Source organism: Nocardia amamiensis (assembly GCF_015477605.1).
Lineage (GTDB): Bacteria > Actinomycetota > Actinomycetes > Mycobacteriales > Mycobacteriaceae > Nocardia > Nocardia amamiensis_A.
This window is the reverse complement of the sequence record NZ_JADLQX010000039.1, coordinates 26053-52577: the sequence shown is the minus strand read 5'-3', so window position 1 is coordinate 52577 and position 26525 is coordinate 26053. Positions and strand designations below refer to the sequence as shown.

Annotated in this window: 22 protein-coding genes and 1 pseudogene; 10 read left to right on the top strand and 13 right to left on the bottom strand. The window is 66.1% G+C overall.

Translation table 11 applies throughout. The features are described 5' to 3' along the window. Positions 1 to 54 precede the first annotated feature (54 nt). Entirely contained in the window at positions 55 to 1008 is a 954-nt protein-coding gene (locus IU459_RS32565) for an AraC family transcriptional regulator (RefSeq protein ID WP_195133426.1), read from the top strand. 93 nt (positions 1009 to 1101) lie between these two features. Here the strand turns inward: IU459_RS32565 and IU459_RS32560 are convergent. From IU459_RS32560 to IU459_RS32550, 3 genes and pseudogenes are all read right to left on the bottom strand, one after another. Then, positions 1102 to 1248 (bottom strand): annotated as a pseudogene (locus IU459_RS32560) (VOC family protein); the annotation flags it as partial. 75 nt (positions 1249 to 1323) lie between these two features. Then, complete coding sequence (locus IU459_RS32555) at positions 1324 to 2418, bottom strand: mechanosensitive ion channel family protein (protein WP_324199115.1); 1095 nt, start codon at positions 2416 to 2418, stop codon at positions 1324 to 1326. Between the two features lie 349 nt (positions 2419 to 2767). Then, complete coding sequence (locus IU459_RS32550; protein WP_195133424.1) at positions 2768 to 3994, bottom strand: helix-turn-helix domain-containing protein; 1227 nt, start codon at positions 3992 to 3994, stop codon at positions 2768 to 2770. A 218-nt stretch (positions 3995 to 4212) separates the two neighbouring features. Between IU459_RS32550 and IU459_RS32545 the strand changes: the two genes are divergently transcribed. Continuing rightward, the gene (locus IU459_RS32545; RefSeq protein ID WP_195133423.1) at positions 4213 to 4527 is read left to right on the top strand and encodes a hypothetical protein; all 315 of its coding nucleotides are present in this window, start codon (positions 4213 to 4215) and stop codon (positions 4525 to 4527) included. 171 nt (positions 4528 to 4698) lie between these two features. On the opposite strand, the gene IU459_RS32540 is transcribed toward IU459_RS32545, so the two are convergent. The 3 genes from IU459_RS32540 to IU459_RS32530 form a co-directional block, all read right to left on the bottom strand. After that, positions 4699 to 5109, bottom strand: a complete 411-nt coding sequence (locus IU459_RS32540) for a VOC family protein (protein ID WP_195133422.1) — start codon at positions 5107 to 5109, stop codon at positions 4699 to 4701. 20 nt (positions 5110 to 5129) lie between these two features. Further along, a complete protein-coding gene (locus IU459_RS32535) occupies positions 5130 to 5564 on the bottom strand; it encodes a helix-turn-helix transcriptional regulator (protein ID WP_195133421.1) in 435 nt (144 codons plus the stop codon). A gap of 64 nt (positions 5565 to 5628) precedes the next feature. Continuing rightward, positions 5629 to 8064 (bottom strand): ATP-binding cassette domain-containing protein, encoded by a 2436-nt coding sequence (locus IU459_RS32530; protein WP_195133420.1) that lies wholly within the window; start codon positions 8062 to 8064, stop codon positions 5629 to 5631. Between the two features lie 326 nt (positions 8065 to 8390). Here IU459_RS32530 and IU459_RS32525 point away from each other — a divergent pair, with 326 nt between their 5' ends. From IU459_RS32525 to IU459_RS32505, 5 genes are all read left to right on the top strand, one after another. Next, entirely contained in the window at positions 8391 to 8651 is a 261-nt protein-coding gene (locus tag IU459_RS32525) for a hypothetical protein (RefSeq protein ID WP_195133419.1), read from the top strand. Between the two features lie 579 nt (positions 8652 to 9230). Beyond that, complete coding sequence (locus IU459_RS32520) at positions 9231 to 9590, top strand: hypothetical protein (protein WP_195133418.1); 360 nt, start codon at positions 9231 to 9233, stop codon at positions 9588 to 9590. Beyond that, positions 9574 to 11268 carry a caspase family protein gene (locus IU459_RS32515; protein ID WP_195133417.1) on the top strand — a complete coding sequence of 565 codons (1695 nt, stop codon included), beginning with the start codon at positions 9574 to 9576 and terminating at the stop codon, positions 11266 to 11268. Before IU459_RS32520 ends, IU459_RS32515 begins: the two co-directional genes overlap by 17 nt. Positions 11269 to 11525: 257 nt before the next feature. Then, on the top strand, positions 11526 to 12740 hold the full coding sequence (locus IU459_RS32510) for an LLM class flavin-dependent oxidoreductase (RefSeq protein ID WP_195133416.1): 1215 nt from the start codon (positions 11526 to 11528) through the stop codon (positions 12738 to 12740). 11 nt (positions 12741 to 12751) lie between these two features. Beyond that, positions 12752 to 14116 (top strand): NtaA/DmoA family FMN-dependent monooxygenase, encoded by a 1365-nt coding sequence (locus IU459_RS32505; protein WP_195133415.1) that lies wholly within the window; start codon positions 12752 to 12754, stop codon positions 14114 to 14116. A gap of 182 nt (positions 14117 to 14298) precedes the next feature. On the opposite strand, the gene IU459_RS32500 is transcribed toward IU459_RS32505, so the two are convergent. The 5 genes from IU459_RS32500 to IU459_RS32480 form a co-directional block, all read right to left on the bottom strand. Next, positions 14299 to 15594, bottom strand: a complete 1296-nt coding sequence (locus tag IU459_RS32500) for a cytochrome P450 (protein WP_195133414.1) — start codon at positions 15592 to 15594, stop codon at positions 14299 to 14301. A gap of 357 nt (positions 15595 to 15951) precedes the next feature. Next, positions 15952 to 16479 (bottom strand): hypothetical protein, encoded by a 528-nt coding sequence (locus tag IU459_RS32495; protein WP_195133413.1) that lies wholly within the window; start codon positions 16477 to 16479, stop codon positions 15952 to 15954. Positions 16480 to 16632: 153 nt separating this feature from the next. After that, complete coding sequence (locus IU459_RS32490) at positions 16633 to 18123, bottom strand: NAD(P)/FAD-dependent oxidoreductase (RefSeq protein ID WP_195133412.1); 1491 nt, start codon at positions 18121 to 18123, stop codon at positions 16633 to 16635. 383 nt (positions 18124 to 18506) lie between these two features. Beyond that, positions 18507 to 19619: a hypothetical protein gene (locus tag IU459_RS32485; RefSeq protein ID WP_195133411.1), complete on the bottom strand. Its 1113-nt coding sequence runs from the start codon at positions 19617 to 19619 to the stop codon at positions 18507 to 18509. A gap of 135 nt (positions 19620 to 19754) precedes the next feature. After that, the gene (locus tag IU459_RS32480) at positions 19755 to 20795 is read right to left on the bottom strand and encodes a glycerophosphodiester phosphodiesterase family protein (protein WP_324199113.1); all 1041 of its coding nucleotides are present in this window, start codon (positions 20793 to 20795) and stop codon (positions 19755 to 19757) included. A 162-nt stretch (positions 20796 to 20957) separates the two neighbouring features. On the opposite strand from IU459_RS32480, the gene IU459_RS32475 reads away from it, so the two are divergent. Continuing rightward, positions 20958 to 21710 carry a YwaF family protein gene (locus IU459_RS32475; RefSeq protein ID WP_195133409.1) on the top strand — a complete coding sequence of 251 codons (753 nt, stop codon included), beginning with the start codon at positions 20958 to 20960 and terminating at the stop codon, positions 21708 to 21710. On the opposite strand, the gene IU459_RS32470 is transcribed toward IU459_RS32475, so the two are convergent. Beyond that, positions 21641 to 22864: a cytochrome P450 family protein gene (locus tag IU459_RS32470; RefSeq protein WP_195133408.1), complete on the bottom strand. Its 1224-nt coding sequence runs from the start codon at positions 22862 to 22864 to the stop codon at positions 21641 to 21643. The two genes, IU459_RS32475 and IU459_RS32470, sit on opposite strands and share 70 nt — an antisense overlap. Before the next feature lie 124 nt (positions 22865 to 22988). After that, positions 22989 to 23948 (bottom strand): MBL fold metallo-hydrolase, encoded by a 960-nt coding sequence (locus IU459_RS32465; protein ID WP_228838840.1) that lies wholly within the window; start codon positions 23946 to 23948, stop codon positions 22989 to 22991. Positions 23949 to 24094: 146 nt separating this feature from the next. On the opposite strand from IU459_RS32465, the gene IU459_RS39855 reads away from it, so the two are divergent. Then, positions 24095 to 25048, top strand: coding sequence for an AraC family transcriptional regulator (locus IU459_RS39855; RefSeq protein WP_195133407.1), 954 nt, complete (start codon positions 24095 to 24097; stop codon positions 25046 to 25048). A 101-nt stretch (positions 25049 to 25149) separates the two neighbouring features. Continuing rightward, positions 25150 to 26499, top strand: a complete 1350-nt coding sequence (locus IU459_RS32455) for a family 1 glycosylhydrolase (protein WP_195133406.1) — start codon at positions 25150 to 25152, stop codon at positions 26497 to 26499. Positions 26500 to 26525 lie beyond the last annotated feature (26 nt).

The following is a 26525-nucleotide window of genomic DNA, read 5'->3' as shown; positions in this document are numbered from 1 at the left end:
TCCTCAATTTATGTCTGATCGTCTACCGCACACCTCGTGCGATAGCGTTGCCTGATGGACGTGCTCAGCGATGTGATCGTGGCGATGCGAACGGGTCGACCGCATTCCAACCTGACGCGCAAGCGAGCGCCGTGGGCTTCGAGGTTCGAGTCCGCTCCCGGGGCCGGTTTCCACGTGGTGCTCCAGGGCTCGTGCTGGCTGCTGCGTTCCGGAGCGGAACCGATTCCGCTCGGCGTCGGGGACGTGGTGCTCCTGCGCCCGAGCGCGGCCGAGCACGTCCTGGCCGACTCGCCGAAGACTGCTGCCCGGCTGACGACGCGGGAAACGCTCACCGCCCCGGCAGCGGGCGAGGATGCGGAGGACGCGGAGGTCATCATGCTGTGCGGTGCCTACCTGATGGACCAGTCGATGCCGCACCCGCTGCTCACCGAGTTACCCGAGTTCATCCACCTGCCGGCTCGGGTGGGGCGGCATCCGGATCTGCGGGCCGCGACCGAGCTACTCGGCGCGGAGTTGGAGCGGCCGGGCTACGGCACCGACGTCATCGTGCCCAGCTTGCTGGACACATTGCTGCTGTACCTCCTGCGCGCCTGGTACGACGAGCAGGCCCACCACGGCTCGACCGGCTGGGCGGCGGCGCTCGCCGATGCGTCGATTTCGGTGGCGCTGCGAGACATTCACGACGATCTGGCGCACCCGTGGACGGTCGAGGAACTGGCCGGGCGGGCGCGGCTGTCTCGCGCCGCGTTCGCCAAACGGTTCGCCCAGCTTGTCGGTCGGTCGCCGCTGGCGTACGTGACCTGGTGGCGGATGACCACGGCGGCCCGCGCATTGCGCGACACCGACGAGCCGCTCGCCGCGATCGCCACCCGCGCCGGTTACACCTCCGAGTTCGCTTTTGCCAAAGCGTTCAAGCGCGAGTTCGGCACCGCTCCGGGCGGCTACCGCCGAACCGCCCGAAACCCGGTGCTGCACCTGGCTTCCGAGTCGACGGCCGACCAGATGTGACCCGGCGCATGGTGACTCGGCTAGGAGCGCCGAGCGTGCTCAGTCAGGCCGGGCCGGTAGCGTCGCGAAGGTCATGGCCGCATTGCCGACGGCTCAGCGCAGCTCCTGGATACGGACCAGGTTGCCCGCGGGATCACGGAAGGCGCAGTCGCGAATCCCGTACGGCTGCTCGGTCGGCTCTTTGACCACCTCGGCGTCGACGGAGGCCTGCACCCGATCGAAGGTGCCGTCGAGATCCTTTCAATCCCCATGGACCCGATCTCACCCGGTACTCGTTCGTCGTGGCGTCTGATTCAGCGCCCCGGCCCGCCTAGGTCAGTCGCCGAAACCGTTGCGTTCCTCGCTGGAACGGTCGGCGGCCAGCGCCATCTTGCGGTCGCCGGTGGCAGAGTCGATGATCGCGGTCGGGATCTTCGGCAGTGCGTGCGGGTGGTGTCGGCCGAGCCAGTCGAGCAGTTCCTCGCGGACCGCGCAGCGCAGGTCCCAGGCGTCGTCCGCGTTGGCTGCCGACATCGTCGCACGCACCACGATATTCGTCGGCGTGCTGTCGGTGACCACCAGATTCCAGTCGCGGCCGTCCCAATCCGCGCGCTCGCGGAGATACTCGTGCAAGTGCTCACGCAGCAGCGGTACCGGCGTGCTGTGATCCAAGTACAAGAACACCGTGCCGGTGATCTGCGGGCCGCCGCGCGACCAGTTCTCATACGGTTTGCTGTTGAAGTAGGAGACCGGCATCGTCAGCCTGCGGTCGTCCCAGATCCGCACGGTGAGAAACGCGAGCGTGATCTCCTCGACTGTGCCCCACTCCCCCTCCACGACGACGGTATCCCCGATCTTGACCGAGTCACCGAAAGCGATCTGCAACCCGGCTATGAGATTGCTCAGCGTCGACTGAGCGGCGACGCCGGCGATGATCCCGATCACGCCAGCGGAAGCCAGCAATGACGTACCCAGCGTCCGCAGGCTCGGAAACAGCAGCAGGATTGCCACGGCGGCGGTCGTGACAACCAGCACCGATGTCACGATGCGGCGCACCAGGCCCAGCTGGGTGCGCAACTGCCGCACCCGCGCGACTTCCCGGGTACGTCCGGCATAGGAGCGCAACAGGCTCTCCGCTACGGCGTCGGCAGCGCGGGTCACCAGCCACACCGCCGAGATGATCGCCGTCGTGGCCAAGACGGTTCGGATCATCGTGTCCTGGCGCAAATCGAGCTGCGCCAAGGGATAGGTGGCATGCAATGCCACCGAGCCGAGCAATATCTGCATGGGCAACTGCAAGCGACGAAGCAGCGTGGGCAGATGAGTACCGGGTCGTCTCCGTGCGCTGTAACGCAGCATCCGATCCATCAGCAGGCCAGCGGTAATAGTGATCGCGACCGTTGCTGAGACCACAATGAGCGGGCGTAGCACTTCCTCCAAGAGACCGAACTCCTTTTCGTCTTCCCTCCGAACAAGACTGCGCTGCCTCGCCTTCCGTCTCGAGGAGTCGCCATGCCCACGTTCGCCGTCGATCGCCGCGATGCCGCTGTGGCGAATCCCACCGCCGCCCCTCCACGAGGATCGGGCATGCGATCGAATCGCTCGCGGTCAGCGGCCGGCGCAGGTCCTCTTCCGTGACCATGACGGAACTCCGGTGGCGCGCGCTGTCGGCATACACGATGGTCGTGTTGCCCGATCCGGGCAGACGGAAACCGTGCATCGTCAGAAGCGGCTCATCGCGGCTGCACGAAGATAGCTTCGATCTCAGCGGCGCCCATTGTCACGCTGGCGTGCTGGCAAACAGTTCCGGTGCGGCCTTCCGCACCTTTCGCAGAACATTCGACGCCCGATCCGAGGACACCGTCGACAGAATAGGCAGGGCAGGCCGCCACATCGATACCGCGTCGGCATGGTTACCCAGTTGCCAGCGGATAAGCCCTGTTTCGGCGGCGGTAAGCGCGTATACCCGCGCATGTGTCTGCGGGCTCCAAATGGACGTAGCCAACTCGCAGAACCGTTCGGCAGCAGCTCGTTCACCCACCGCCAGGAACGTCTTCGCGGCCTGGTGGACCACGGTTGCCTTGTTCGGACACCAAAGCGACATCCAGCGCGGTTGCCCGTCGGTCATCTCCGGATTGAGATACGGCTCAGCCTGCCGCAGCGTGGCCATCGCTTCGGCTTTGTTTCCAGACTCTGCGTGGCAGCGAGCTACAGCGACAGTGAACAACGCCATCGCATCAAGCCCGACGTGACCAGCAGCGCGGCGAACCGATTCTTCGGCGAGCGCAACGCTGAACTTGCGTTGTCGAATATCGCTGCCCTGCAAGGCAAGAATGCGGAATACGAAGCCGTCTTGCCCCGGCACTCCGGATTCCTCCGCGAGCCGCAACGCAGACAGGAAATACCGTTGCCCAATGCCATCTTCCCCGGCATCGTGCGCTTTGAAACCAGCCAAGTACGCCAGCTCAGCGGCAGCGCTGAACGCGGCGGACCGGACAGTGGAATCGGCGAACCGCGAGCGCAGCAGCGATGCGACATCGGTGCTCAGGAACTCGGCGACAGCGGTTCGGCCGATACCGCCGCCCTTCACCTCGTCCAACCGCAGGAATGCATCTGTGATGCCCTGTACGGCTCGAACTTCCGCCATGCCGACTCGCGCGGAGTCGTCGACTCGGATCAACCGGGCCATGTCCGACTGCGATGCCAGCGCGGTCGCGGACAGCGCCGCACTGTAGACGGACGTGCGTAGGAACGACCGCCGGTCGACATCCGCTCTACCCAACACGCTTACGAGTGTGACAGGATCGCATGTCACTTCGCCGCAGGCACGCGTGTAAGCGGCGACCACCTCGGCCGATGCAGGGCGCGCGCCGGTCTCGATATGGCCGAGGTAGCTACGCGAAAACGGTATCCGCGCCGCCAACGCTGCCAACGAGAGCCCTGCCGCCTGCCTGATGGCTCGTAAACGTTCCCCGATGTCCGGCGGCAAGCCGCCGTCAGTCCCCATACGCGGATGGTAGGCGGATCTGTAGACCCGCAGTAGCCGATTCCCCGGTCTCGGACGGAGATTTTCGAGCGACTCTTGGAGCCAGCACCCACCCGGCGGGCGCGTCCGCCATTGCCTCTCGAATCGGACGCACCGCCAGCCGTGAGCGGCCACCGGTGACCATCACCCCGCCGGGTGGCGTGCGCCCAACGACAAGCACACAGCAGGGGTGAAATGTGATGCCGTTCAACTGGTGGCGAGAAGCCGAGCAGGACGACACATCAGCGCAAGCGATCATCGACCGCGTGCAGGCCGAATGGCGCGCCGGACGCCGACCCGAACGGATTCCAGCTGCGCAGCCCGACGCCGAACTGCGGCAGGCGGGGTCGCCGCACGAGGCACCCGACCATGAACTGAGTATTGCTGAAGCGCACTGGATTATGCAGCGCCACAGGGGATGCCGCGCCGATCAGTGCCCACGCAAGAAGGCGGCCCGCCAAACGTTGATCGACGCCGGTCGGATGCGACCGGATACCTCGCGGGAGCCGTACTGACGTGGCTCCGGGCGGCGACCGGCGAACGGCTCGAAATCCGGTGCTCCAGTGGTTTGCCGCTCGACGGCCGACGAGATGTGATCCGCCGATGGTGTCGAGGGCGATCAGGCGGGCCGGATCGGCGGCCACAGAGAGCGAGCTGCGGCCTCCGATCCCGCGTTGCCGGACGGCTCAGTTCAGTTCCTGGATACGGACCAGGTTGCCCGCGGGATCGCGGAAGGCGCAGTCGCGAACCCCGTACGGCTGCTCGGTCGGCTCCTGGACCACCTCGGCGTCGCTGGCCTGCACCCGCTCGAAGGTGCCGTCGAGGTCCTTGGTGGCCAGGAGGATGGCGGCGTAGGTGCCCTTGGCCATCATCTCGGTGATGGTGCGGCGCTCGTCGTCGGTGATACCGGGGTCGACGCCCGGCGGATGCAGGACGATATTAGTTCCGGGCTGGTCGACCGGGCCGACGGTGATCCAGCGCAACCCGCTGTAACCGACGTCTTTGCGGACCTCGAAGCCGAGGGTGTCGCGATAGAAGGCCAGGGCCGCCTCCGGGTCGTCCTGCGGGAGGAAACTCGAATGAATGGTGATGTCCATGGCAGTCACGCTAGACGGGGCTAAGAGGTGCGCGCTTCTCGATTCCTGATCGGTCTGGTCACCTGTTTCGCCACGCACGACGGCATCCCCGCCGTCGCGTTCGCCGCCTCGCGCTGATAGACGCTGGGCGGCACACCGACCAACTCGGTGAAGCGAGTGCTGAAGGTGCCCAGCGACTGGCAGCCGACCGCGAAACAGACCTCGGTGACGCTGAGGTCGCCGCGACGCAGCAGCGCCATCGCGCGCTCGATGCGCCGCGTCATCAGATAGGAGTACGGCGACTCGCCGTAGGCCAGCCGAAACTGGCGGCTGAGGTGCCCGGCCGACATGTGCACGCCACGGGCGAGCGCCTCGACGTCCAGCGGCTGCGCGTACTCGCGGTCGATCCGATCGCGGACGCGGCGCAACAGCGCTAGATCACGCAGCTGCTGCGCCGAGTCGGCTTTCCGGGTCACATAGCGGATCCTACGTCGCTCCGTCGTCGCCGAGGAACTCGTCTCGGTGTTCGCGAGGGCCTGGTCAGGCGCCGACGTAGGCCGCGAGATGCTCGCCCGTGAGGGTGGAGCGGGCGCCGACGAGGTCGGCGGGTGTGCCTTCGAAGACGATCCGGCCGCCGTCGTGACCGGCGCCTGGGCCGAGGTCGATAATCCAGTCGGCGTGCGCCATCACCGCTTGGTGGTGCTCGATGACGATGACCGACTTGCCGGAGTCGACGAGCCGGTCGAGCAGGCCGAGCAGCTGCTCGACGTCGGCGAGGTGCAGGCCTGCGGTCGGCTCGTCGAGGACGTAGACGCCGCCCTTCTCGGCCATGTGGGTGGCCAGCTTCAGCCGCTGCCGTTCGCCGCCGGACAGCGTCGTGAGCGGCTGGCCCAGGCTGAGGTAGCCGAGCCCCACGTCGGCGAGCCGATCGAGGATGGCGTGCGCGGCCGGCGTGCGTGCCTCGCCGGAGCCGAAGAACTCCTCGGCCTCGGTCACCGACATCGCGAGCACCTCGCTGATGTCGCGGCCGCCGAGGTGGTAGTCCAGCACCGATGCCTGGAACCGCTTGCCCTCGCAGTCCTCACAGGTGGTCGTGACGCCGGCCATCATCCCCAGGTCGGTGTAGATGACACCGGCGCCGTTGCAGGTGGGGCAGGCGCCCTCGGAATTGGCGCTGAACAGCGCCGGTTTCACGCCGTTGGCCTTGGCGAACGCCTTGCGGATCGGCTCGAGCAGACCGGTGTACGTGGCCGGGTTGCTCCGCCGCGAGCCGCGGATGGACGATTGGTCGACCGACACCACGTCCGCCGAGGCGGGGATGGAACCGTGGATCAGTGAGCTCTTGCCGGAGCCGGCGACACCGGTGATGACACAGAGCACCCCGAGCGGGATGTCGACGTCGACCTCCCGGAGGTTGTTGGTCGTCGCACCCCGGATCTCCAGCGTGCCGGTGGATTTGCGCACCGTCTTCTTGAGGGCGGCCCGGTCGTCGAAATGGTGGCCGGTGATGGTGCCGCTGGATCGCAGCCCCTCGACAGTGCCCTCGAAGCACACGGTGCCGCCCGCCGTACCCGCGCCAGGGCCGAGGTCGACGACGTGGTCGGCGATCGCGATCGTCTCCGGCTTGTGCTCCACCACGAGCACCGTGTTGCCCTTGTCGCGCAGCCGCAGCAGCAGGTCGTTCATCCGCTGGATGTCATGGGGGTGCATGCCCGTGGTCGGCTCGTCGAAGACGTAGGTGACGTCGGTGAGCGACGAGCCGAGGTGGCGGATCATCTTGACGCGCTGCGCTTCGCCGCCCGACAGCGTGCCCGACGACCGGTCGAGCGAGAGGTAGCCCAGCCCGATTTCCACGAACGAGTCGAGGGTGTGCCGCAGCGCGGCGAGCAGCGGCGCCACCGACGGCTCGTCGAGACCGCTGACCCATTCCGCGAGGTCACTGATCTGCATCGCGCAGGCATCGGCGATGTTGATCCGCTTGATCGTCGACGATCTGGCCTCCTCGCTGAGCCGGGTGCCGTCGCACTCGGGGCAGGTCTGGAAGGTGACCGCCCGGTCGACGAACGCCCGGATGTGCGGCTGCATGGCCTCTCGGTCCTTGGCGAGGAACGACTTCTGGATCTTGGGGATCAGTCCCTCATAGGTGAGGTTCACGCCCTCGACCTTCACCTTGGTCGGCTCGCGGTAGAGGAAGTCGTGCATCTCCTTCTTGGTGTACTTGCGGATCGGCTTGTTCGGGTCGAGGAACCCCGACTCGGCGTAGAGCCGCACGGTCCACCAGCTGTCGGACTTCCAACCCGGGATCGTGAAGGCGCCCTCCGTGATCGACTTCGAGTCGTCGTAGAGCTGGGTGAGGTCGATATCGGATACCGTGCCCCGTCCTTCGCAGCGCGTGCACATGCCGCCGGTACGGGTGAAAGTCGCTTTCTCGGCCTTGGTCTTGCCCGCACCGCGTTCGACCGTGATCGCACCGGTGGCCCGGACCGAGGGGACGTTGAATGCGTACGCGCTGGGTGGGCCGATGTGCGGCTTGCCCAGTCGGCTGAAAAGGATGCGCAGCATCGCGTTGGCGTCGGTGGCGGTGCCCACCGTGGAGCGCGGGTCGGCGCCCATCCGCTGCTGGTCGACGATGATCGCGGTGGTCAGCCCGTCGAGTACGTCGACCTCCGGGCGCGCCAGCGTGGGCATGAAGCCCTGCACGAAGGCGCTGTAGGTCTCGTTGATGAGCCGCTGCGACTCCGCGGCGATCGTGTCGAACACCAGCGAGCTCTTGCCCGAGCCGGAGACGCCGGTGAAGACCGTCAGCCTGCGCTTCGGGATCTCGATGCTGACGTCCTGGAGGTTGTTCACGCGCGCGCCGTGCACGCGGATCAAATCGTGGCTGTCGGCAAGATGCGGTGCAGGGGACTGCCCGTCCGTCGTGGCGGTGCGCCCACCCGTCACCCGACCACCGCCGCTTCGCGATGCTGTGCTCATCGTGTCTCCATCTGTTGGGCAGGGCCGCCTTCCCGGTACCCGTAGGCGGCGCCTTGCTCGATCTAACCAGGACGTTTGGGCCCTCGTTCGTCGGCGCGTCCGAGGCAAGGCCCGTTGTTTACCTGATCGCCGCCCCGCGCGCTGACCCCAAGCGGACGGCGGTAGCGCAAGGCAGGACGGTGATGTGCATGGCAGCCACGCTAGGTGCGGCTCGGGGACGGACGCTTCTCGATTCCTGATCCATCTTCTCCCAGGTCTTCCGAAGACGGTGTGCCGTCGACTATCGTATCGCTATCTAACGGCACGTTATACGACGGGAATATGCCATGGAGAACGCAAAGAAGCGTCGCCCGGTACGTCGAGTGGTCGCCGCCACTCTGATCGGAGGCGCACTGGTGACACCAGCCATCGTCGCGCCCGAGCCGTTCGTGGCCGTCACCGCGGACAAGTACTCGCACGACCCTGCCGATCGGCGGGGCTCCGGCGTGGGAGAGCGCAGCCGAAGCAGCAATCATGGCGGGTACAGAGGTCGCAACGAGCGGCCCTGCCAGTACACCCCCGAGGGCTACTGCACCGGACGGCGCTGACTGCCGCTATGCGGCTCGACGCTCGCCGATAGGAAGATTCGATCGCGCGCTCGGTCCTGGTCTCGCCTCAGGACGCCGGGGTCGGAGGCATGCCAGCCTGGCGACAAAGGTTGCAGAGGCGGAACTGTCTCCGGACCCACGACTACCCGAGGTGACGATGAGGCAGCCCGCGATAAGCCCGCTCGCCGCGGCCCTCGAGTTCGGTTCCGCTTGCCGGACGCTGACAACCCTCATCGATCTCGCTGGACACCTCACGACGTCCCCACGGTTACGGGTGGCGCTGGCCGAGCATTGCCGTGCTCACGGCACGGCTGATCCCGGGTTGGCCGCAAGCCTGTCTCTCTGGAAACGGCGCCGAGCTTCCTTGACCCCCGACGACCACGATGCGGTTCGCGCTGTCCTCGACCGCGAGGGTGCGATCCTCGATGCCGTCCGACGCTGACCGCACTTGCGAGCCCGAAAGATCCCGGCACTGATCCAGCACACAATCGCACAACCAACCTTGGTCTTCGACTGTGGCGCGGAGTCGTCAGGCGGCATTTACGATGTGGGGCAACCATAGTCGATGGGGAGGCCGGTATGCGGGACGAGTGGGATCTGCTGGTTCGGGTTGTGCCGGAGGACGGCGACGAGCTGGATGCGGCCTTCTCGCTGCGGCGCGAGCTACTGGATCTCGACATCGACGCCGCCGAGCTGGTGGACGGCGACGTGCCCGATGGCGCGAAGTCCGGTTCGGGGCTGGTCGCGACGTTGGGGGTGAAGTTCGGTCCGGCGGCGCTGAAGGCGGTGTTCGCCAAGATCCGGGACTGGCTGGCCCGGACCGAGCGTGGCGTCGAGCTGACCATCGACGGCGACACCATCAAGCTGACCGGCGCGACCGCCGCGCAGCAGGAGCAACTGCTGGCGGTGTGGCTGGCACGTCATGGCTCCAGCACCTGATCGGGTCGGCGCCCGCGTCGCGCTGCTGGTGGCCACGAGCAGCTACGACGATCCCGGTCTGCAGGCGCTGCGGGCGCCCGCGCAGGATGTGGCTGCCTTGCGCAAGGTTCTGGCCGACCCGCGCATCGGCGGGTTCACCGTGACCGACGTTCTCGATCAGCACGACTACACGATCCGCCGCGCGATCGACGAGTTTCTCAGCGGGCGCCGCGTCGAGGACGTCGTATTGGTGTACCTGTCCTGTCACGGTGTGCTCGACCGGCGGGGAAGCCTGTATTTCGCGGCGGCCAACACCAATAAGAAACTGCTCAGTTCCACCGCAATCGAATCGAGTTGGCTGCTCAACCGATTGGACGAGTGCCGCGCCCGAAGCCAGGTCGTCATCCTGGACTGCTGCTTTTCCGGCGCGTTCGACCGGACAAAGGCCGCCGATGACATCGACCTCGAACGCAAGCTGGTCGGCAACTCCCGCGGACGGGCCGTGCTGACCGCCTCCCGTGCGGAGGAATACTCCTACGAAGGCGTCCCCCTGTCCGACGACCCCCCGGACGCGGTCACCGTATCGGCCTTCACCACCGGGCTGGTCAAAGGAATGGCCGACGGCAGCGCGGACCGCGACGGCGACGGCTACATCAGCGTCGAGGAAGCACACACATACGCTGCGAACTACGTGCGTGCTCACGGCGGCCATCAGACTCCGCAGTTGTGGCTGTATGGTGCCGAAGGCTCGATCATCCTCGCCCGCAACCCACGTGCCCCCGCACAACTCGGATGGCAATTTCCCGCACATGTGCGCGACGGACTCGCCAGTCCTCATCCGACCATCCGCGCGGCAGCGGTCAGAACCCTCAGTGAATTCCTCGCCGACCCGAACACCGAGTCGGGCGCCCGGTCCGTGCTGAAAAGCATTGCGGCGCAGGACGTGCCAGAAGTAGCCACGGTCGCACGCGCGGTCTTGGCAGGCGTAAAGACGGCGCCAGAAACCACGCCAACGGCAAAAGAAACCGCGCGTGCGTCCACCCGAGCTTCGGGACCGGTGGGTCAGACCGATGGACACCGCCGCAGAGAACTACCGCCGAGCACGATTCGGCCTCCGGTCGCCGGCGCAGATCGACCGGCGAGGCAGCCCTCGTCCCCTGGCAAGGCGCGATGGCGACTTCGACTCGGCGCGGCAGTCACGGTCGCTCTCATCACGCTCGGGGTGGGGACGATACTCGTGCCCCGCTTGGATATCTCCATTCCCAGCCTGGATCTTCCGTTGCCATTCCTGAGGTCCAGGACGCCCGTTATCGTGGATGCAGCGGGTGCACCGCCTTGGACGGTCGAGGGATACGGCTGGAAATACACCGTCGTGTCGGTGGAACGCACGGTCAGCGAGTGGCAGTTCAAGCAGAGGCCGTCACTGACCATCACGGCGTATGTAGAACGCACCGACGCGAGTGACTTCTCCAATATGACGTTCCGAATCAGCGACCAATTCAGCGGCGCGGCACTCGAGGACGTGCCATTCCAGGGCGGGGGTGACGCCAAGCCGCCCCTGCATCAGCGCAGCAAGCTGGTCCACGTCGTGTGGGATGCCGATCCCTTGGCATCACAACTCAGCATCGCCTTGCACGATTTCTATTGGCCGGACGGCCGAGACCTCATCCTCCGCAATGTGCCCGCGCCATCGGCGTAGGAGGCCCGCCGGTATTTCCCCTGGCTCGAGCTGATCTCAACCGTTGACACCAAGCGTGGCGGGTCCGACTCGCGCGGTGTGTTCACCGCCGCAGGTACCACGTGGCCAGGCGGTATTCGTCTTCGACCGCGCTGTGCGCGCGGCCGGCCGCCGCTCGGCGAAGAACGGGCAGCGGCAGCGTCGAATGCCCCCCCCCCCCCCCGGCGGTTCGTGCGTTGAGGGACACGACACGCACGCATGCACAGAAACGGGAGACGATGGCACCGAACCGATTGCATCTCGGCGTCGCGCTCGACGGAGCGGGCTGGCATCCAGCCGCGTGGCGGGAGCCGAGCTCCCGGCCGGCCGAATTGTTCAGCCCCGGGTACTGGACGGATCTGGTCGCCACCGCAGAGCGCGGACTACTCGATTTCGTGAGCATCGAGGACAGTCTGACGATTCCCGGTGAACGGCACGGGCCCTCCGACGATGCCGTCGACCGGGTCCGGGCCAGGATCGACGCCCACCTCATCGCCGCGCGGGTCGCCCCGGTCACCCGGCACATCGGGCTCATTCCGACCGTGACCGTCACCCACACCGAACCGTTCCACGTCTCCAAGTCGATCGCCACGCTCGACTACACGTCACGCGGGCGGGCGGGCTGGCAGGTGCGGGTGTCGGGGACGGCCGAGGAGGCCGCTCACTTCGGCCGCCGCACAGTGCGCGACCTCACCGCCACCGAGATCGCGGAGGCGCTCGCATCAGGCACCCATCCCGGTCACGAGCACGATCTGTTCGACGAAGCCGCTGACGCCGTCGAGGTGGTGCGGCGACTATGGGACAGCTGGGAGGACGACGCCGAGATTCGCGACGTGGCCACCCGTCGCTTCATCGATCGCGACAAACTGCACTACATCGACTTCGAGGGCCGCTTCTTCAACGTGCGCGGGCCGTCCATCACGCCGCGGCCGCCGCAGGGGCAGCCGGTTGTGGCAGCGCTGGCGCACTCCCCCTCGGTATACGAATTCGCCGCTCGCAGTGCAGATTTGGTCTTCGTCACCCCGACGCGTGAGGCCGGCCCCCGCCCGGTGTCGGATCAGGTGGCCTCCGCCGCGACACGAGCGGAACGCGCCGGCGAACCGCTGCGGGTCTATGCCGACATCGTCGTCTTCCTCGACACCGACGAGGCGAGCGGACCGCAACGCCTAGCGCGGTTGAACGACGTCGCCGGAGCCGAATTCACCTCCGATGCCGAGCTTTTCGCGGGCAGCGCCGACGATCTCGCGGAACTGCTCATCGAATGGAGCGAGCAGGGTGTCGATGGAATCCGGTTGCGGCCCGGTGTCGCGGTTGACGATCTGACCGCCGTCGCCGACCGGCTCGTCCCAGCTTTGCAACACCGCGGCGCGTTCCGCACCCACTACCCGGAGGGCTCGCTGCGCGCGCTGCTCGGGCTGCCCACCACCGTCCCCAACCGTTACGCGACTGCCTGAGCGAGGCGACCATGAGCACTCCCCGTAAGCAAGTCATCCTGGGCGCCTACCTCGGCGGCGTCAACCATCACACCGCCTGGTGGCATCCCGAGGCGGGCAGCCAGATCGATTTCAGCAGTTTCGAACACACCGCGCGCACCGCCGAACGCGGCAAGTTCGACTTCTTCTTCCTCGCCGAAGGTCTCATCCTGCGCGAACGCGCGGGCAAGATCTTCGATCAGGACATCATCGGCCGCCCCGACCCCTTCACTGTGCTGGCCTCGATCGCCGCGGTCACCGAACGTCTCGGGCTCGCGGGCACGATCAACGCGACCTTCAACGAACCCTACGAGCTGGCCCGCCAGTTCGCGAGCCTGGATCACCTCTCCGGCGGACGCGCCGCCTGGAATGTGGTGACCTCCTTCGACGCATTCACCGGCCAGAACTTCCGCCGCGGCGGATTCCTCGATCCCGCCGACCGCTATGTGCGCGCCGAGGATACCCTGAACGCCGTTCGCGCCCTGTGGGATTCGTGGGATGCCGAGGACCTCGTCGCCGACAAAGAGTCCGGCCGGTTCCTGGCCCGCCCGAATGCCGGGGCGTTCGCCTTCCAGGGTAACCAGTTCGATATCTCCGGCCGCTTCACCGTGCCACGCAGCCCGCAGGGCAGACCGGTGATCCTGCAGGCCGGTGTCTCACCGCAGGGCCGCGATTTCGCCGCCGCCAATTCCGATGCCATCTTCTCCCCCTATGGCAAGCTGCCGGAGGCGGCGGACTTCTACCGCGACATCAAATCACGCGCGGTCGCGGCGGGACGTGCCGCCGACGACATCAAGATCCTGCCGTCGGCCAGTTTCGTTCTCGGTGACACCCAGGCCGAGGCGATCGAGAAATTCCACGCAATCCGCAACGAGCAGGTCACCGGGCAGACCGCGCTGATCCTGCTGGAACAGATCTGGAACCGCGACTTGTCCGGCTACGACCCCGACGGACCGATACCCGATGTCGACCCCGATCCGGATGCCCCGCCGATCATCCAGGGGCGCGCCTTCGTCCACCAGGACCGCTTCGCCACCGTCGAACGCCTGCGCCAAGTCGCCGAGACGAAGAAACTCGCGCTCCGCGAGGTGGTGATCGACCAGTTCGAACGCGGCCCGCTGGTCGGAACTCCCGCCCAGGTCGCCGAGCAGATCGATGCCTTCGTGCAGAACGACGGCTCCGACGGCTTCATCCTCGGCTCCCACCTGGTGCCGTGGGGCCTCGATGAGTTCGTCGACAAGGTGGTTCCGTTACTGCAGGACCGCGGCGTGCTGCGCACCGAGTACACCGGGACCACCCTGCGCGACAATCTCGGTCTTCCGAACGTGCGGTCTGCGACGGTATCGGCCGACGCGTGAGTTCCGAAGCTGCGGGTGTCGGTTCGGCTGAGGCCGAGCCAGCGGCCTAGCCGAATCCGACATATGGCACCCGCTGGACGCACCGCGCTGCTGCCTCGGGGCGGCTTCGTGACACTGCTCGACGCCGCGGTCGTGGCGTTCACCGCGCCGGCCGTGTAGGCCACGCTCCCAGGCGAGGCTTCCTAAAAGAAGGTCAACGGCGCGGACTTGGGGAAGACGACCGGCATCGACGTCATCGCTCGATGGAAGGGACCCGGCCGCCAGACGAGCTGGTCCGCGGGAACCGCGAGGTCCATCTCGGGCAGGGCGTCGAGCAGTTGATCGATGGCGTTCTGCACCGTCGGGTACGCGATCGATTTCGCCGGGCAAGCATGCGGCCCGGTGCTCCACGCCAGATGCGAGCGATTGCCGATGCGGTTGCCGCCGGGCTCGTCGGTCCCGCGGATCTCGGGGTCGTTGTTGCACGCGGCGAGGCTGATGACGACCGGCTGGTCCGCAGGCAGCCAGACATCGTCGATCATGATCGGCTGCCGCGGGTATGTGGTGCAGAAGTTCGCCATCGGCGGGTCGTTGAACAGCACCTCGTCGAGCGCGTGCTCGGTCGACAGGTTCCGTCCGAGAACATCGCTGCCGTAGCGGAACCGGTCGTCGGTGATCATCAGCAGCAGGGTATTGGTGATCAGATTGCGCTGGGCTTCGAAGCCGGCGCCGTAGAAGCTCATCAGCTGCGCGAAGATCTCCACGTCGTTGAGGTTGGCCGGGTGATGCGCCAGCCGCGAGGTAGCGTCGTCGCCGGGATGTTGCCGCTTGAGCTGAATCAACTCCATCAGCGCCTCTTTGAGCATCATCATGCCCTGCGCGGGGTTGACCGTATCGAAGCGCGCGGCCATGCCGGTCGCGACGCGCTGCCCGATCTCGGCGGGGCAGCCGACCATCTGGTTGAGGACCTCGAGGACGAGGGGAAACGCGTACTGGGTCACCAAGTCGGCGGATCCGGACTCGCAGAAGGTGTTGATCAGCGGGATGGCGATTCTCTCGACGGCGGGACGCAGCCCATGCGTGTCGATCCCGTCGATGCTCGCGACGGAGGCCTGCCGGTAGCGAGCATGCGTGGCTCCGGTGTTGTACCGCGCCGCCGGGTACCACTCCATCATCGGCCGGACGGGAGAATCCGCGGGAATGTTCTTCTGCCAGGTTCGTGGATCGGCTGGGAAGTGGTTGGGGTCGTTGAGGATTCGCACCGCCGTCCGGTAGCCGATCACCAGGGTGGCGGGCACACCGGGTGCCAACTCGATGGGAACGAGCGAGCCGTACCGGCGACGCATCTCGCGGTAAGCGCGATGGGGGTCGGCGACGAACTCCGGGGTGTACAGCGGAACTCGGCGGTCATCGGTATCGATGACCGGTCCGTACTGGACGGGGCACGTTCCGGTCGAATCGGTGTACGGCGTGGATGTCGGGGACTGTGGTGTGGTCAAAGACGTGGCTCCAGACGATGGGCAGGAATTCGACGAGAGTGATCGGAGAGCGCGGACACGTGCTTCGATGACGTGTCCGGCGAGATCAGCGTGTGTCGGGTGCCAGATCGAGCGGAGAGCCCCGCCGAACCGATCGACCACGACCGCCACGGCGCTGAACACGGTGATGGGTCAGAACCATGAAAACACCACGGCGGTCCCTGGATTCATCAGTCCTCTTGTCGTTGACGGGGTCGAACCTACTACAGCCTTCCGCTACTTGCCGTCCAGCACCGGGCGACTCGCACACGCTAGCAACATTGCGTCGAAGGTCAACTCTGGCGACCTGCAGCTGGTGGCACGAGTCGGAGGGCGGCGCTAGCCGTGCTGGCGGGTGCGGTCGGGTACCGATTCCGGCTCGTCGGCCCACAGCAGATCACGGTCGGCGGTGTAGGAGTGGTCCGGAGGAATGATGTTGGGATTGAAGGATTCCCGGATATAGCAGAGCGGCCGATCGACAAGCACGATGACATATGCCTTCGCCGCACAGAGGCGGCCATCCGGCCATCTCGTCAAGCCCGCCCGCAGTATGTTACGACGCTGGAATACGCCCCGAGAAATCAAGCTGTAACCGATCGGCATCCGGACATCGTCGACTCCGTACGGGGCCGCGGGTCCGGGGACGATGACGACATGATTGACAGACACGGCCACACTGTCGGAATTGATCAGGCATGAGCGGCGGACGATGACGCGGTCGGCGCCGGACACCTGCAATGCATCGGTAACGGTGGTGGGTAGCCGGCTGGCCGCCATATCGTCCTGACGGAGCACACGAACCTGGAGTTCCGTCCTGAGTATCGCCTCGAGTACCGGCATTGTGGAGCCGTCGCTGGCCAGCAGCATCCTGGTGAGTGGATGGCCGAACCGCCCGATTTCATCTCTGTTCATCCGGAAACCCGAACCACCGGCCGAGGCATCGCCCGGAGGTTCGGGGACGGATCGAGTGATCGTCACAATTGTCGGCTCCGCGCAGTGATTTTCACTGGAAAGCCTGGGCTAAGCTGTGGTGACGTCGGCGCCCTTCGGTGGAATGAATGGTCGGACAATGGCCTCCATCTCCGCGGCGGAGCGGGGTTTGCTGGTCAGGCCGAGTACCGGTTCGGTCGTAATGCGCACCTCGCCCATGGCGGTGTCCGCCCCGAGCGGATCGCGCCAGATATTCCATACCGGCGACATATCCAGGTGGCCCATGTATTTGATGTTCACCTCGGCCGGCTCCTCGTCGAGGAGTTCGGCCTCGGTGACGATGGCGTCGGTATCGGTCCGCTGTTGTTCTCCCGACGATTCGTCCACATCGGTCAGTCCCGCGATGATCCTGGTGAACGACTCCTGCGGGGTGTCGCCCTCGTGTGCCTCGGTGAGGCTGCTGGCATGCGTGAAATATTCCTGCGACCCGACGTACTGCTCGTACATTCGCGAAACCAGGATCAGGAATCGCCAGTACGCCCGTCGATAGGTGTAGTCGAAAAAGCCCAGTGCCTCGGACTCGCTCATCTCGCCCCGCAAGGCGGTCGCAATGGCCGCCGACGCGGTCAGCGCACCGTACGTCGCCAAATGCACGCCGGTGGACAACAACGGATCGAGGAAGCACGCGGCGTCACCGACAATGGCGTAACCCGGACCGTAGAACCGATCTGCGACATAGGAGTAATCCTGCTCCGCCCGGACGCTGTCGACCTGCTGGGCCCCCTCGAGCAACTCGCTCAGTTTGGCATTGCCACGGATGACATCGAGGTAGTACGAGTCGAGTGATTCGTGCTCACGACGCTTCTCGGCGAACTGGCGCTTGGAAATCACATAGCCGACGCTGAAGCGGCCGTCCGACAAGGGGATGTGCCAGATCCAGCCGCCTTCGGGGGTCGAAACGACGTTGATCGCGCCTTCCGGACTGTCCGGATGCAAGCGGGCGCCTGTCCAGTACGACCAGATCGCGGTGTTCCGGAAGGCCTTGTGCTGCCGCCGGATGTCGAAATGCCGCTTCGCCAACAGGCCCGCGCGTCCCGAAGCGTCGACCAAGAAATCGAATTCGGTGGTCCGGGTCTGGTCGTCATCGGGCCCGGTCCATTCGACGGCTGTCGGGCGGTCGCCGTCGAACAGCACATTTGTCACGGTGGCCTGCTCGATTACCTCGGCGCCCTGTTTTGCCGCGTTACGGAGCAGGATATCGTCGAACGCCGCGCGGTCGACCTGCCATGACCAAGCGTCCGCGTCCACGAGCCTGGACCAGTCCAATAGCCAGGTATCGTTCTGCCACAGAAAAACCCCGCCCCGTTTCACCTGGAAACCGTGCGCGGCAACCTCGTCATAGGCGCCGGACAGGCGCAGTGTCGACAAGCACGACGCCAGAAGGGACTCGCCGATGTGATATCGAGGAAACCTCTCCTTTTCCAGGAGGGTCACTCGAATGCCCGCTCGCGCGAGCAGAGCTGCTGTGGTCGAACCGGCTGGGCCGCCACCTATTACCAGAACATGCGGATTGTACCCCATAGCAAACTCCCTGGAACTGCTGATAACGGATAGTGCGCCCGCACCGGAAACCGGATCGACTCCGGGTGCCACGGCCGTAGGCAAACCCGGAGTGAGTGTTGCCGCTGGTTAGCTAGACCAGAACGGAACACGTTGCTTACTGTAGCAAAGGGTATCCTAGCGTGCGATGTGAAACGTGAAAATCGTTGTCGACCAGGCTCATAGTGGCACGCCAGGCGGCTTCCGTGCGCCGACAAAGCATCTCGACGATTGGGAGCTGCGAGTGAACGAACGTCGGAAGCCTGTTCAGGACAAGGCTCACGGCTTTGCGCGGTCGCAGCGAGCCACCGCCGGAAGCCAGGCAGCAACCTAACACGTTGCGGCGCAAGGGCTTCCGGAAACTCTTAGCTGTACAATTCGTCGGTGTCTGCTACCGCGATGGTGGTCGCGACCGCATTTTGTGCGGCATCGACACTGCAACGTCCGAGCCCGCAGGCGGTGGCGACACCGTAAGCGGTTCGCGCAGCTGTCTTCTCGAAGAGAGCTAGCGCGCGGGCGCTGTCCTCGGCGGAGTCGGGTGAGACGACACCGGCGATCACACGCCAGTCCGGGTCGAGCTTGTGCAAGGGTGCGTAGAAGCGGGGGTCCAGCGGTGCCGGTTCAGCGCCGTAAGCGCACGGAATATGCACCGGAGGCAGTGGCGTCCCCTGTTTGCTCAATAGTCGCGCAGTCTGATTGAGCAGCTTCACGGCCGACGCCAGAGAGCGTGGGCTCAGCAGGCTCTTGTGCTGGTAGTCGCCGTAGCAGAGGTGCACGATCGTGTCCGCCCCGATCTCCTGCATCCGGCCGAGAAAGCCCGCGAGCTGCCGCGCGACAAGCCAGGCAAGCGACCACTGCGCATGCAGTTGCTCGGCTTTGACCATGCTCAGCAGCGCGATGGGCGACTCCAGCTGCCAGACGACCCGATCGCCGTGCCGATCGATGATCTCGGTCATCTCCTGTAGCACCGCTTCGGTGAATACCGGCAGATGGCGGAGCGCGTCGACAACGAGAGTGGAGCGCCGCAAAGCCTTTCCGACGGGAAGACCAGCGGCGACCGCCGCGCCCGCGAACACGAACAAGGCGAGATCCAACGGATTGGGCTGGCTGATCTGGACTTTCGTCTCGGCCAACTCCGGTCGGTCACGCTGTAACGATTCGAACGCGGCGACCACTTCACCGATGCGCTGGACCCGGCCCATCGACACATGTCGCGGCTCCAACGTGCGGCCGGAGCGCAGACCGTAGCTGGGGAAGTCGCTGTAGTCGGTGTACTCACCCGAGTGGACGACTTCGAAGATGTCGGGATATTTCCGGCGCGCGACCAGATACTCCATGATCCAGTCCGGGTCCAGGTCACAGGGCACCGCGGTGACGGGCGATCCCTCACTATGGTCGGCAAACCATTCCAATACGGCGCGGTCGCTGGTCATCAGTTCCGCGGGCATGCTGCCGACATAATGTGCGTATCTGGTCATGCGTTGCTCTTCCGTTGTCTGGACATGGGTGGATAACTCGAGGCAACTTCCGATCACTGTTCGATTGCTGGGTAGCCTACCCAGCCTGCTACCGTGCTTATTCCCAGATCCGGAGTGCGGCAAAATATTTCGACTTCAGGGTCGGTGATACGCCTGCGGCAGTGGCTGGCCCCGGTCGGCCAGGAGGGCGCGGAGTACGTCCGGCCGGTTGGTGATGATGCCGTCCACACCCAGATCGAGCAGCGCTGTCATCGTGGCGCGGTCGTCTACCGTCCAGGGCACGACGCGCATCCCATGGCGGTGCGCGGCGCGGATGAGTTCGGCTGTGGTGAAAGGCCGATAGGCCGGGTCGGTGACGGTGCCGTTCTGGGGGCTGCCGTGCACCGGCGACACCGCCGCGGCGCCGATGGATGCCGCGGCCGCGACGTACTTTTCCTGCGGCGATCCCGGGAAGTCGTCGATATCTATCCCGCCCAGCCATGGCGAGGCGCCCGGCTCACCGGCCTGCAGATTCTGCTGGCCGCTGGTCAACGCGACGATCGGCAGGTCGGGCGCCACCTCCCGCATACGCATCAGCGCGCCCCAGTCGAAACTCTGGATGGTGACCTGCTGCACCATTCCGGCCCGGTGTACCTCCGCCGCAACGATCTGCACGAACTGCTCGCGCGGCGCGGTCTGCTCCGGCGCGGCCGCCTCGACCTTGGTCTCGATATTCAGCATCACCTGATCGGCCCGATACGCGCGCACCATATCGAACACCTCGGACAGCAACGGGATTCGTGCCCCGGGCGCGGTCCGCTGCTCGGGCTGATCGGCCAACTGCAAAGAGCCGCAATCGATCGTCCGCACCTGCGCCAGCGTCAGATCCCGAATGTAGGTCGACCCCGGCACATATGGATACTTCGAATCGCCCGGAAAGGCGGGCGCCGTATCCACACACTTCGCCGGACTCGGATCCCGATCATGGGTGACCACGGCATACCCGTCCGCGGTGATCTGCACGTCCAGCTCCAGCGTGCTCACCCCGAGCTCCAACGCATTCGCGAACGCGGGCAGCGTGTTCTCCACCACCAGCCCCAACCCGCCTCGATGCGCTTGGAGATCGAACCGTCCCGGACCATCCGCCGACACCGGACCCGCTCCGGTCGGCAGAAGACCAGCCGACAGAAGCGTCACCACGGCACCCGCTGCCCATATCCGCTGCACTGTTCCATCCTGCCGCCCACCGACCGGATCCGGGTGAAACATCGGTGAACATCGGCGGCCAGCGCACGGCGCACGACCACGCCGGAGCGGCGGGACTTCGACGGGGCGTGCTCACGCCTATAAGATCAATACGTGGACCCGCTATCGGCGCAGCGGGAGTTCTCCGCATACGGGCCGTCGCACTGGGTGGTGCTGGCGGTATTCGCGGTCGGGGCGGCGTTGGTCGTCCGCGTCGGGCGAACACACCGTAGCCCCGAGAGCACACGCCGATTCGGGCGTGTCGCGGGCGCCGCGATATTCGCACTATACCTGGCGATCTACCTCTCCACGATGGTCCCGCCAACGGTCGGCCGCTCGGTTCCGCTGCGATTGACCGATCTCGCGACAATGGCCGCCGCGTACGCGCTGTGGTCGCACCGGCACTGGGCGTACGCCCTGACCTACTACTGGTGCCTCACCTTGAGTACGCAGGCGCTCATATCACCCGCGCTGCACAGCCCGGACTTCCCACACTACGAATTCCTGGCCTTCTGGGCGGTTCACCTGGTCGTGGTCTGGGCGGCGATCTACCTGACCTGGGGCATCGGCATACACCCGGACTGGCGAAGCTACCGGATCGCCGTAACAGTCACCATGGTGTGGACGGCGGTGACGTTCGTCTTCAACGCCATCGCCGACACCAACTACGGCTTCGTCAACGCGAAGCCCTCGACTCCCTCGCTGCTCGATGTGCTCGGCCCCTGGCCCTGGTACCTGGTCACCGTGGCCGCCCTCTTACTGGCTGTGTGGGCCCTGATGACCTGGCCCTGGACTCGTCAGTCCCGCACGCTGCCGAGGTTGACCGGCACCGACAGCGGGCCGATCGTGAAGAAGGACGGCGAGTAGGGGATGTCCTTCGGCTCGATCGCGAGGGTGAGTTCCGGCAGCCGCCGGTACAGCGAGGCCAGCGCGAGCCGCCCCTCCAGGCGGGCCAGCCCGGCCCCGATGCAGTACCGCGGACCGTGGCCGAACCCGAGATGTCCGGCCCGCTGCTTCCGGGTGATGTCGAACTCGTTCGCGGTCTCGCCGTACTCGGCCGGATCGATGCCACAGGCCTGGTAGGCCACGCCGACCGCGTTGCCCTTGGGGATGGTCACGCCCGCGATGGTCACGTCGGTCAGTGTGAACCGCCAACTGGTCATCATCACCGAATGACGGTATCGCACGGTCTCTTCGACCACGTCGGCCCACAGGTCGTCGGCCTTGGCCAGCGCGAGCTGATCGGGGTGCTCGGACAACGCCAGGATGGCGTAGCCGAGCAGGTGGACCGTGGTCTCGTGGCCGGCGACCAGCATGATCCACAGGACGGCGACCAGCTCTTCGGACGTGAGCTTGTCGTCCTGGTCGCGGGCCTGGACCAGACCTGTGGTGAGGTCGTCGCCGGGCTCGCGCTGCTTGCGCTCCGCCAGTTCGTACAAATACGCCATGAGCGCGTTCTGCGTCGCGAACGCCTCCTCGGGAGGAGTCGTGTGCGCCAGGAGCGTCGAGGTCCAACGCCGCAGCCGATCCCGTTCCGGCTCCGGCACGCCGAACAGTTCGCAGATCACCGCCATCGGCAGCGCTTCGGTGAAGGTCGGTACCAGGTCGACGCCGTCACCCTCGGCCACCACGTCGTCCAGCAGTCGGTCGATGATCTGTTGAATCCGCGGCTCCAGCGCCTGCACCCGGCCGGGGGTGAACGCCTTGCTGATCAGGCCGCGGAGCCGCCGATGGTCGTCGCCGTCCTTGGTGGACAGGTGCTCGCCCTGGACGACGGCACGCAGGGGCCAGTCCTCCGGGATGGAACCGTCGTACAGGGCAGGCCAGTGCTTCGGTTCCCGGGCGAACGTCTTGTTGTCCCCGGCGAGGATCTCGCGTACGGCGTCGTACGTCAGGGCGAGATAGGCGGGTACGCCGCCGGGGAACTCCACCTCGACCACGGGCGCGATCTCGCGGAGCCGGAGGCAGGTGTCGAGCAGGTCCTCGTTCGGGGCGGGGAATGCGGGCAGCCCGGTTGTCATGAGATTTCCCTTCTGCGCGTAACCCGCCAGGCCGTCTTGTGACGGGTCGTGCACGAGTATCACGGCGAGCCCGCCCAGCGGACGGTTCCATCGACGAATCCTGCCGCCAACCAGAAGCCGAGCGTCACAAACCAAAAGGACTGAACGGTGCCCAACGTTCGATCGCGAAGGCGCTGCCGTCGCGGCGCACCAGCGCGCCACCCGGGCCGGGCAGGTGCGCGGGAAGCACCAAGGCGTTGGTGTCGGCGGCTCGTTCCAGAAAACGGCGTCGCTGCCGTGCGGCCGCCGGCTCGTCTTCGCTCAGGCATGCCTCGCACTCCGGTTCCACGAACTGCAGCGGAGTGTGCATGAGATCGCCGATGAACATAGCCCGGTCACCTCGCGACTCCAGGAGAAGCACGGCCGAGCCGGGCGTATGGCCGGGTGCGGGTTCCAGCACCAAGTTGTCGTCGATGCGGTAGGAGTCTTCCCACAGAACCGCCTTGCCGTGCTCGTGTACCGGCAGCACGCTGTCTTCGAACATGTTCTGGTTGCCGAGCGCGCCGCTGATGCCACCCAGCGAGCCACGCTTGGGGTGTCCGTTGACCGGGTTCCAGAACTCGAAGTCCGCTCGGGCGATCAGGTATTCCGCGTTCGGGAATGTCGGTACCCATTCGCGATCGACCAAGCGGGTGTTCCAGCCGACGTGGTCGGCGTGCACATGGGTGTTGACGACGACGTCCACGTCCTCCGGCTCGACACCGGCAGCCGCGAGCCGGCTCAAGAAGTCGGTGTCGAGATGCGACCACACTCGCATATACGGGCGTTCTTTGTCATTGCCGACGCCGGTGTCGACGAGGATGGTGCGGCCCCCGCTGCGCAGCACCCAGGTTTGCATGTACGCCTTGAAAAACATGGTCTCCGGATCCCAGAAATGCGGCGCCAGCCAGTCCTGATTGGACCGCCACATCTGCTCGGTGCTGTCCGGGAACACGGCCATTGCCGGCGCGATCGGAGCATGCCATTCCACGACGCGCGTGATGTGGACGTCCCCGAGCTCGATGGTGTCCACCGAGATGTTCTCGCCTGTCTTTGCGGTACTCATACGTCTGCTCGCTTTCCTCGCGCTGCACCCGAAGTTGTGCAGCGACACCAACGCTATGAACTCCGGACAGTCGCATCCATGCTTCAGTGACCCTGGAAAATACGTGAAAAGACCACGGCGTGGCCGCTTCTCGTAAGCTCGGGATCGTGGATGTCTTCAGTGAGGTGATCGCGACCGTGCGCACCGGCCGGGCGAAATTCACCCGCACGCGACGCAGCGGAGCGTGGGGCAACCGGTTCGGCCCCTACCCCGGTGCCGGATTCCATGTGCTGCTGCACGGTTCGTGCTGGCTCACCCCGCCAGCGGGCGAACCCATCCCTTTGCACGCGGGTGATGTCGTGTTCCTGCCGCACGGCTCGGTGCACGGCATGAGTGACCGCCCCGATCGAGGCATCGATGAGCTGCCGCCGGAGCCGCCCGGCGGATCGGACGAAGGCCCCGGCAACCCGGCCGCCATCCGCGCACACCTGCTCTGCGGCGCCTACCGGCTCCATCGCGGACAAGCGCATCCGTTTCTGCGCACCCTGCCCGACGTCGTGCACCTGCGTGCGTCGTCGGGCCACCATGATCTGCGAGCCGCGGTCGACCTCCTCGGCGCGGAGCTGGCCGATCCCCGGCCCGGCGGCTACTCGGCGCTACCTGCTCTGATGGACCTGCTGCTGGTGTACCTCCTGCGCGCCTGGCTGGACGAGGAGGCCACCCGCCAGCCCGACCGGGGCTGGCCCGCGGCATTGACCGACCCGCTGCTCGCCGCGGCGCTCACGCACATCCACACCGATCCGGCTCGCCGGTGGACAGTGCGCGACCTCGGCGCCGAGATCGGTTTGTCGAAAACAGCTTTCGCGCGCAAGTTCACCGCTATGGTCGGACAGTCACCCATGGCGTATCTGACGTGGTGGCGGCTCAGCAGCGGGGCCCGGCTGCTGCGCGACACCGACGCGCCGCTCGCCGCCATTGCCACCCAAGTCGGATACGCCTCGGAATTCGGCTTCGCCAACGCCTTTCGCCGCGAATTCGGCGTAGCCCCCGGCCGCTTCCGCCGCGACTCGCGTTCCGCCGGAAGCGAAGAACAGCAGGTGGCGGCGGTCAGCGCGGGGTAAGCCGGTGATCAGAGCGAACGAACGTGTCGCACTGGGACCGTGCACCCGGCGACACGCTGATTTCTACGGTGTGGAAGCGAGTATCCAGTTACCCTGAGTCGATGCGATCCAGGTTCCATCGGTACGTCCTGGCCGCGCTCGCCGCCGCGGCGTCGACCCTACTGCTCTGCGCACAGTCCCCGGCAATGCCACCGATACGGCCTGCCGCCGGCTTGCCGCCACTCGACCCGGGATTCCTCTGGGGTGTCGCTGCCTCTGGATTCCAGTCCGAAGGCCATGCGCCCGACAGCAATTGGACGCGCTACATCGCCGCGAACCCGGAATACGACGAACTGCGCGATTCGGTCGACTTCTACGACCGCTACGCCTCGGACATCCGCCTGGCGGCCGACTTGGGCGTACGGGTGTTCCGAATCGGAATCGAATGGGCCCGGCTCCAGCCCGCGCCTGGGGTCTGGGACGAGGGCGCGTTCCGTTTCTACGACGCGGTCATCGCCAGTATCGAGCAGGCCGGCATGCGGCCGATGATCACGCTGGACCACTGGGTTTACCCGGGCTGGGCCGTAGACCGCGGCGGCTGGCGCAGTCCCGGCATGGTCGGCGACTGGCTGGCCAACATGCGCAGGGTCGTCGACCGCTACGCATCGCACGATCCGCTGTGGGTCACCGTGAACGAGCCGGTCGCCTACATCGTGCACGAGATCCGCAGGGGCGCAGCCGATGCGGCCCAGATGGAGGAGCGGATCGCGCACGCGCACAACGCCATCTACGACTACATCCACCAGGTGCAGCCCGGCGCCCAGGTGACAAGCAACGTCGGCTATGTCGCCGGCTCGGAAGCCCAAGTCAACGGCGCGGTCGTCGACCGCATCGCGGACCGTCTCGATTACGTGGGCGTCGACTACTACTTCGCCTACGATCCGGCGCAGGCGCTGCTCGATTCCATCGTGCGGGCCAGCGGGTCGGCGATGCCGAATCTGCCGGGGCCGCGCATTTGGGAGCTGCCGTTGCGAACGGAAGGCATCTACTATGCGCTGCAACACTATTCGCGCCGCTTCCCGAACAAGCCGATCTACATTGTCGAGAACGGAATGCCCACTGAAAACGGTCTTCCGCGCGGCGACGGCTACACCCGCAGTGATCATTTCCGCGATACCGTCTACTGGATCCAGCGGGCTGAGGCCGACGGCATCGACGTTATGGGCTACAACTACTGGAGTATCACCGACAACTACGAATGGGGCAGCTACACACCGCGGTTCGGTCTCTACACGGTCAACGTGCGTACCGACCCGACGCTGACCCGGCATCCCACCGACGCGGTCGGCACCTACGCTCAGATCGTGGCCGCGGGCGGAGTCCCCGCTGCCTACCGCCCCACCCGCGGCCCGGCCATCTGCTTCCTCGTCGATCCACCGGCCAGCTGCCTGAACCCGGTCGCGGGCCCGTAGCGGGTAGCCGCCGCGCTACCGATCAG

Excerpts from the sequence above, each read along its gene's own strand:
- IU459_RS32550 (WP_195133424.1), bottom strand. The coding sequence starts at position 3,994 with ATGGGGACTGACGGCGGCTTGCCGCCGGACATCGGGGAACGTTTACGA.
- IU459_RS32470 (WP_195133408.1), bottom strand. The coding sequence starts at position 22,864 with ATGACAACCGGGCTGCCCGCATTCCCCGCCCCGAACGAGGACCTGCTC.
- IU459_RS32525 (WP_195133419.1), top strand. The coding sequence starts at position 8,391 with ATGGAGAACGCAAAGAAGCGTCGCCCGGTACGTCGAGTGGTCGCCGCC.
- IU459_RS32495 (WP_195133413.1), bottom strand. The coding sequence starts at position 16,479 with ATGCTGCTGGCCAGCGACGGCTCCACAATGCCGGTACTCGAGGCGATA.
- IU459_RS32530 (WP_195133420.1), bottom strand. The coding sequence starts at position 8,064 with ATGAGCACAGCATCGCGAAGCGGCGGTGGTCGGGTGACGGGTGGGCGC.
- IU459_RS32545 (WP_195133423.1), top strand. The coding sequence starts at position 4,213 with ATGCCGTTCAACTGGTGGCGAGAAGCCGAGCAGGACGACACATCAGCG.
- IU459_RS32515 (WP_195133417.1), top strand. The coding sequence starts at position 9,574 with ATGGCTCCAGCACCTGATCGGGTCGGCGCCCGCGTCGCGCTGCTGGTG.
- IU459_RS32505 (WP_195133415.1), top strand. The coding sequence starts at position 12,752 with ATGAGCACTCCCCGTAAGCAAGTCATCCTGGGCGCCTACCTCGGCGGC.
- IU459_RS32540 (WP_195133422.1), bottom strand. The coding sequence starts at position 5,109 with ATGGACATCACCATTCATTCGAGTTTCCTCCCGCAGGACGACCCGGAG.
- IU459_RS32520 (WP_195133418.1), top strand. The coding sequence starts at position 9,231 with ATGCGGGACGAGTGGGATCTGCTGGTTCGGGTTGTGCCGGAGGACGGC.
- IU459_RS32485 (WP_195133411.1), bottom strand. The coding sequence starts at position 19,619 with ATGACCAGATACGCACATTATGTCGGCAGCATGCCCGCGGAACTGATG.
- IU459_RS32565 (WP_195133426.1), top strand. The coding sequence starts at position 55 with ATGGACGTGCTCAGCGATGTGATCGTGGCGATGCGAACGGGTCGACCG.
- IU459_RS32490 (WP_195133412.1), bottom strand. The coding sequence starts at position 18,123 with ATGGGGTACAATCCGCATGTTCTGGTAATAGGTGGCGGCCCAGCCGGT.
- IU459_RS32510 (WP_195133416.1), top strand. The coding sequence starts at position 11,526 with ATGGCACCGAACCGATTGCATCTCGGCGTCGCGCTCGACGGAGCGGGC.
- IU459_RS32465 (WP_228838840.1), bottom strand. The coding sequence starts at position 23,948 with ATGAGTACCGCAAAGACAGGCGAGAACATCTCGGTGGACACCATCGAG.
- IU459_RS32455 (WP_195133406.1), top strand. The coding sequence starts at position 25,150 with ATGCGATCCAGGTTCCATCGGTACGTCCTGGCCGCGCTCGCCGCCGCG.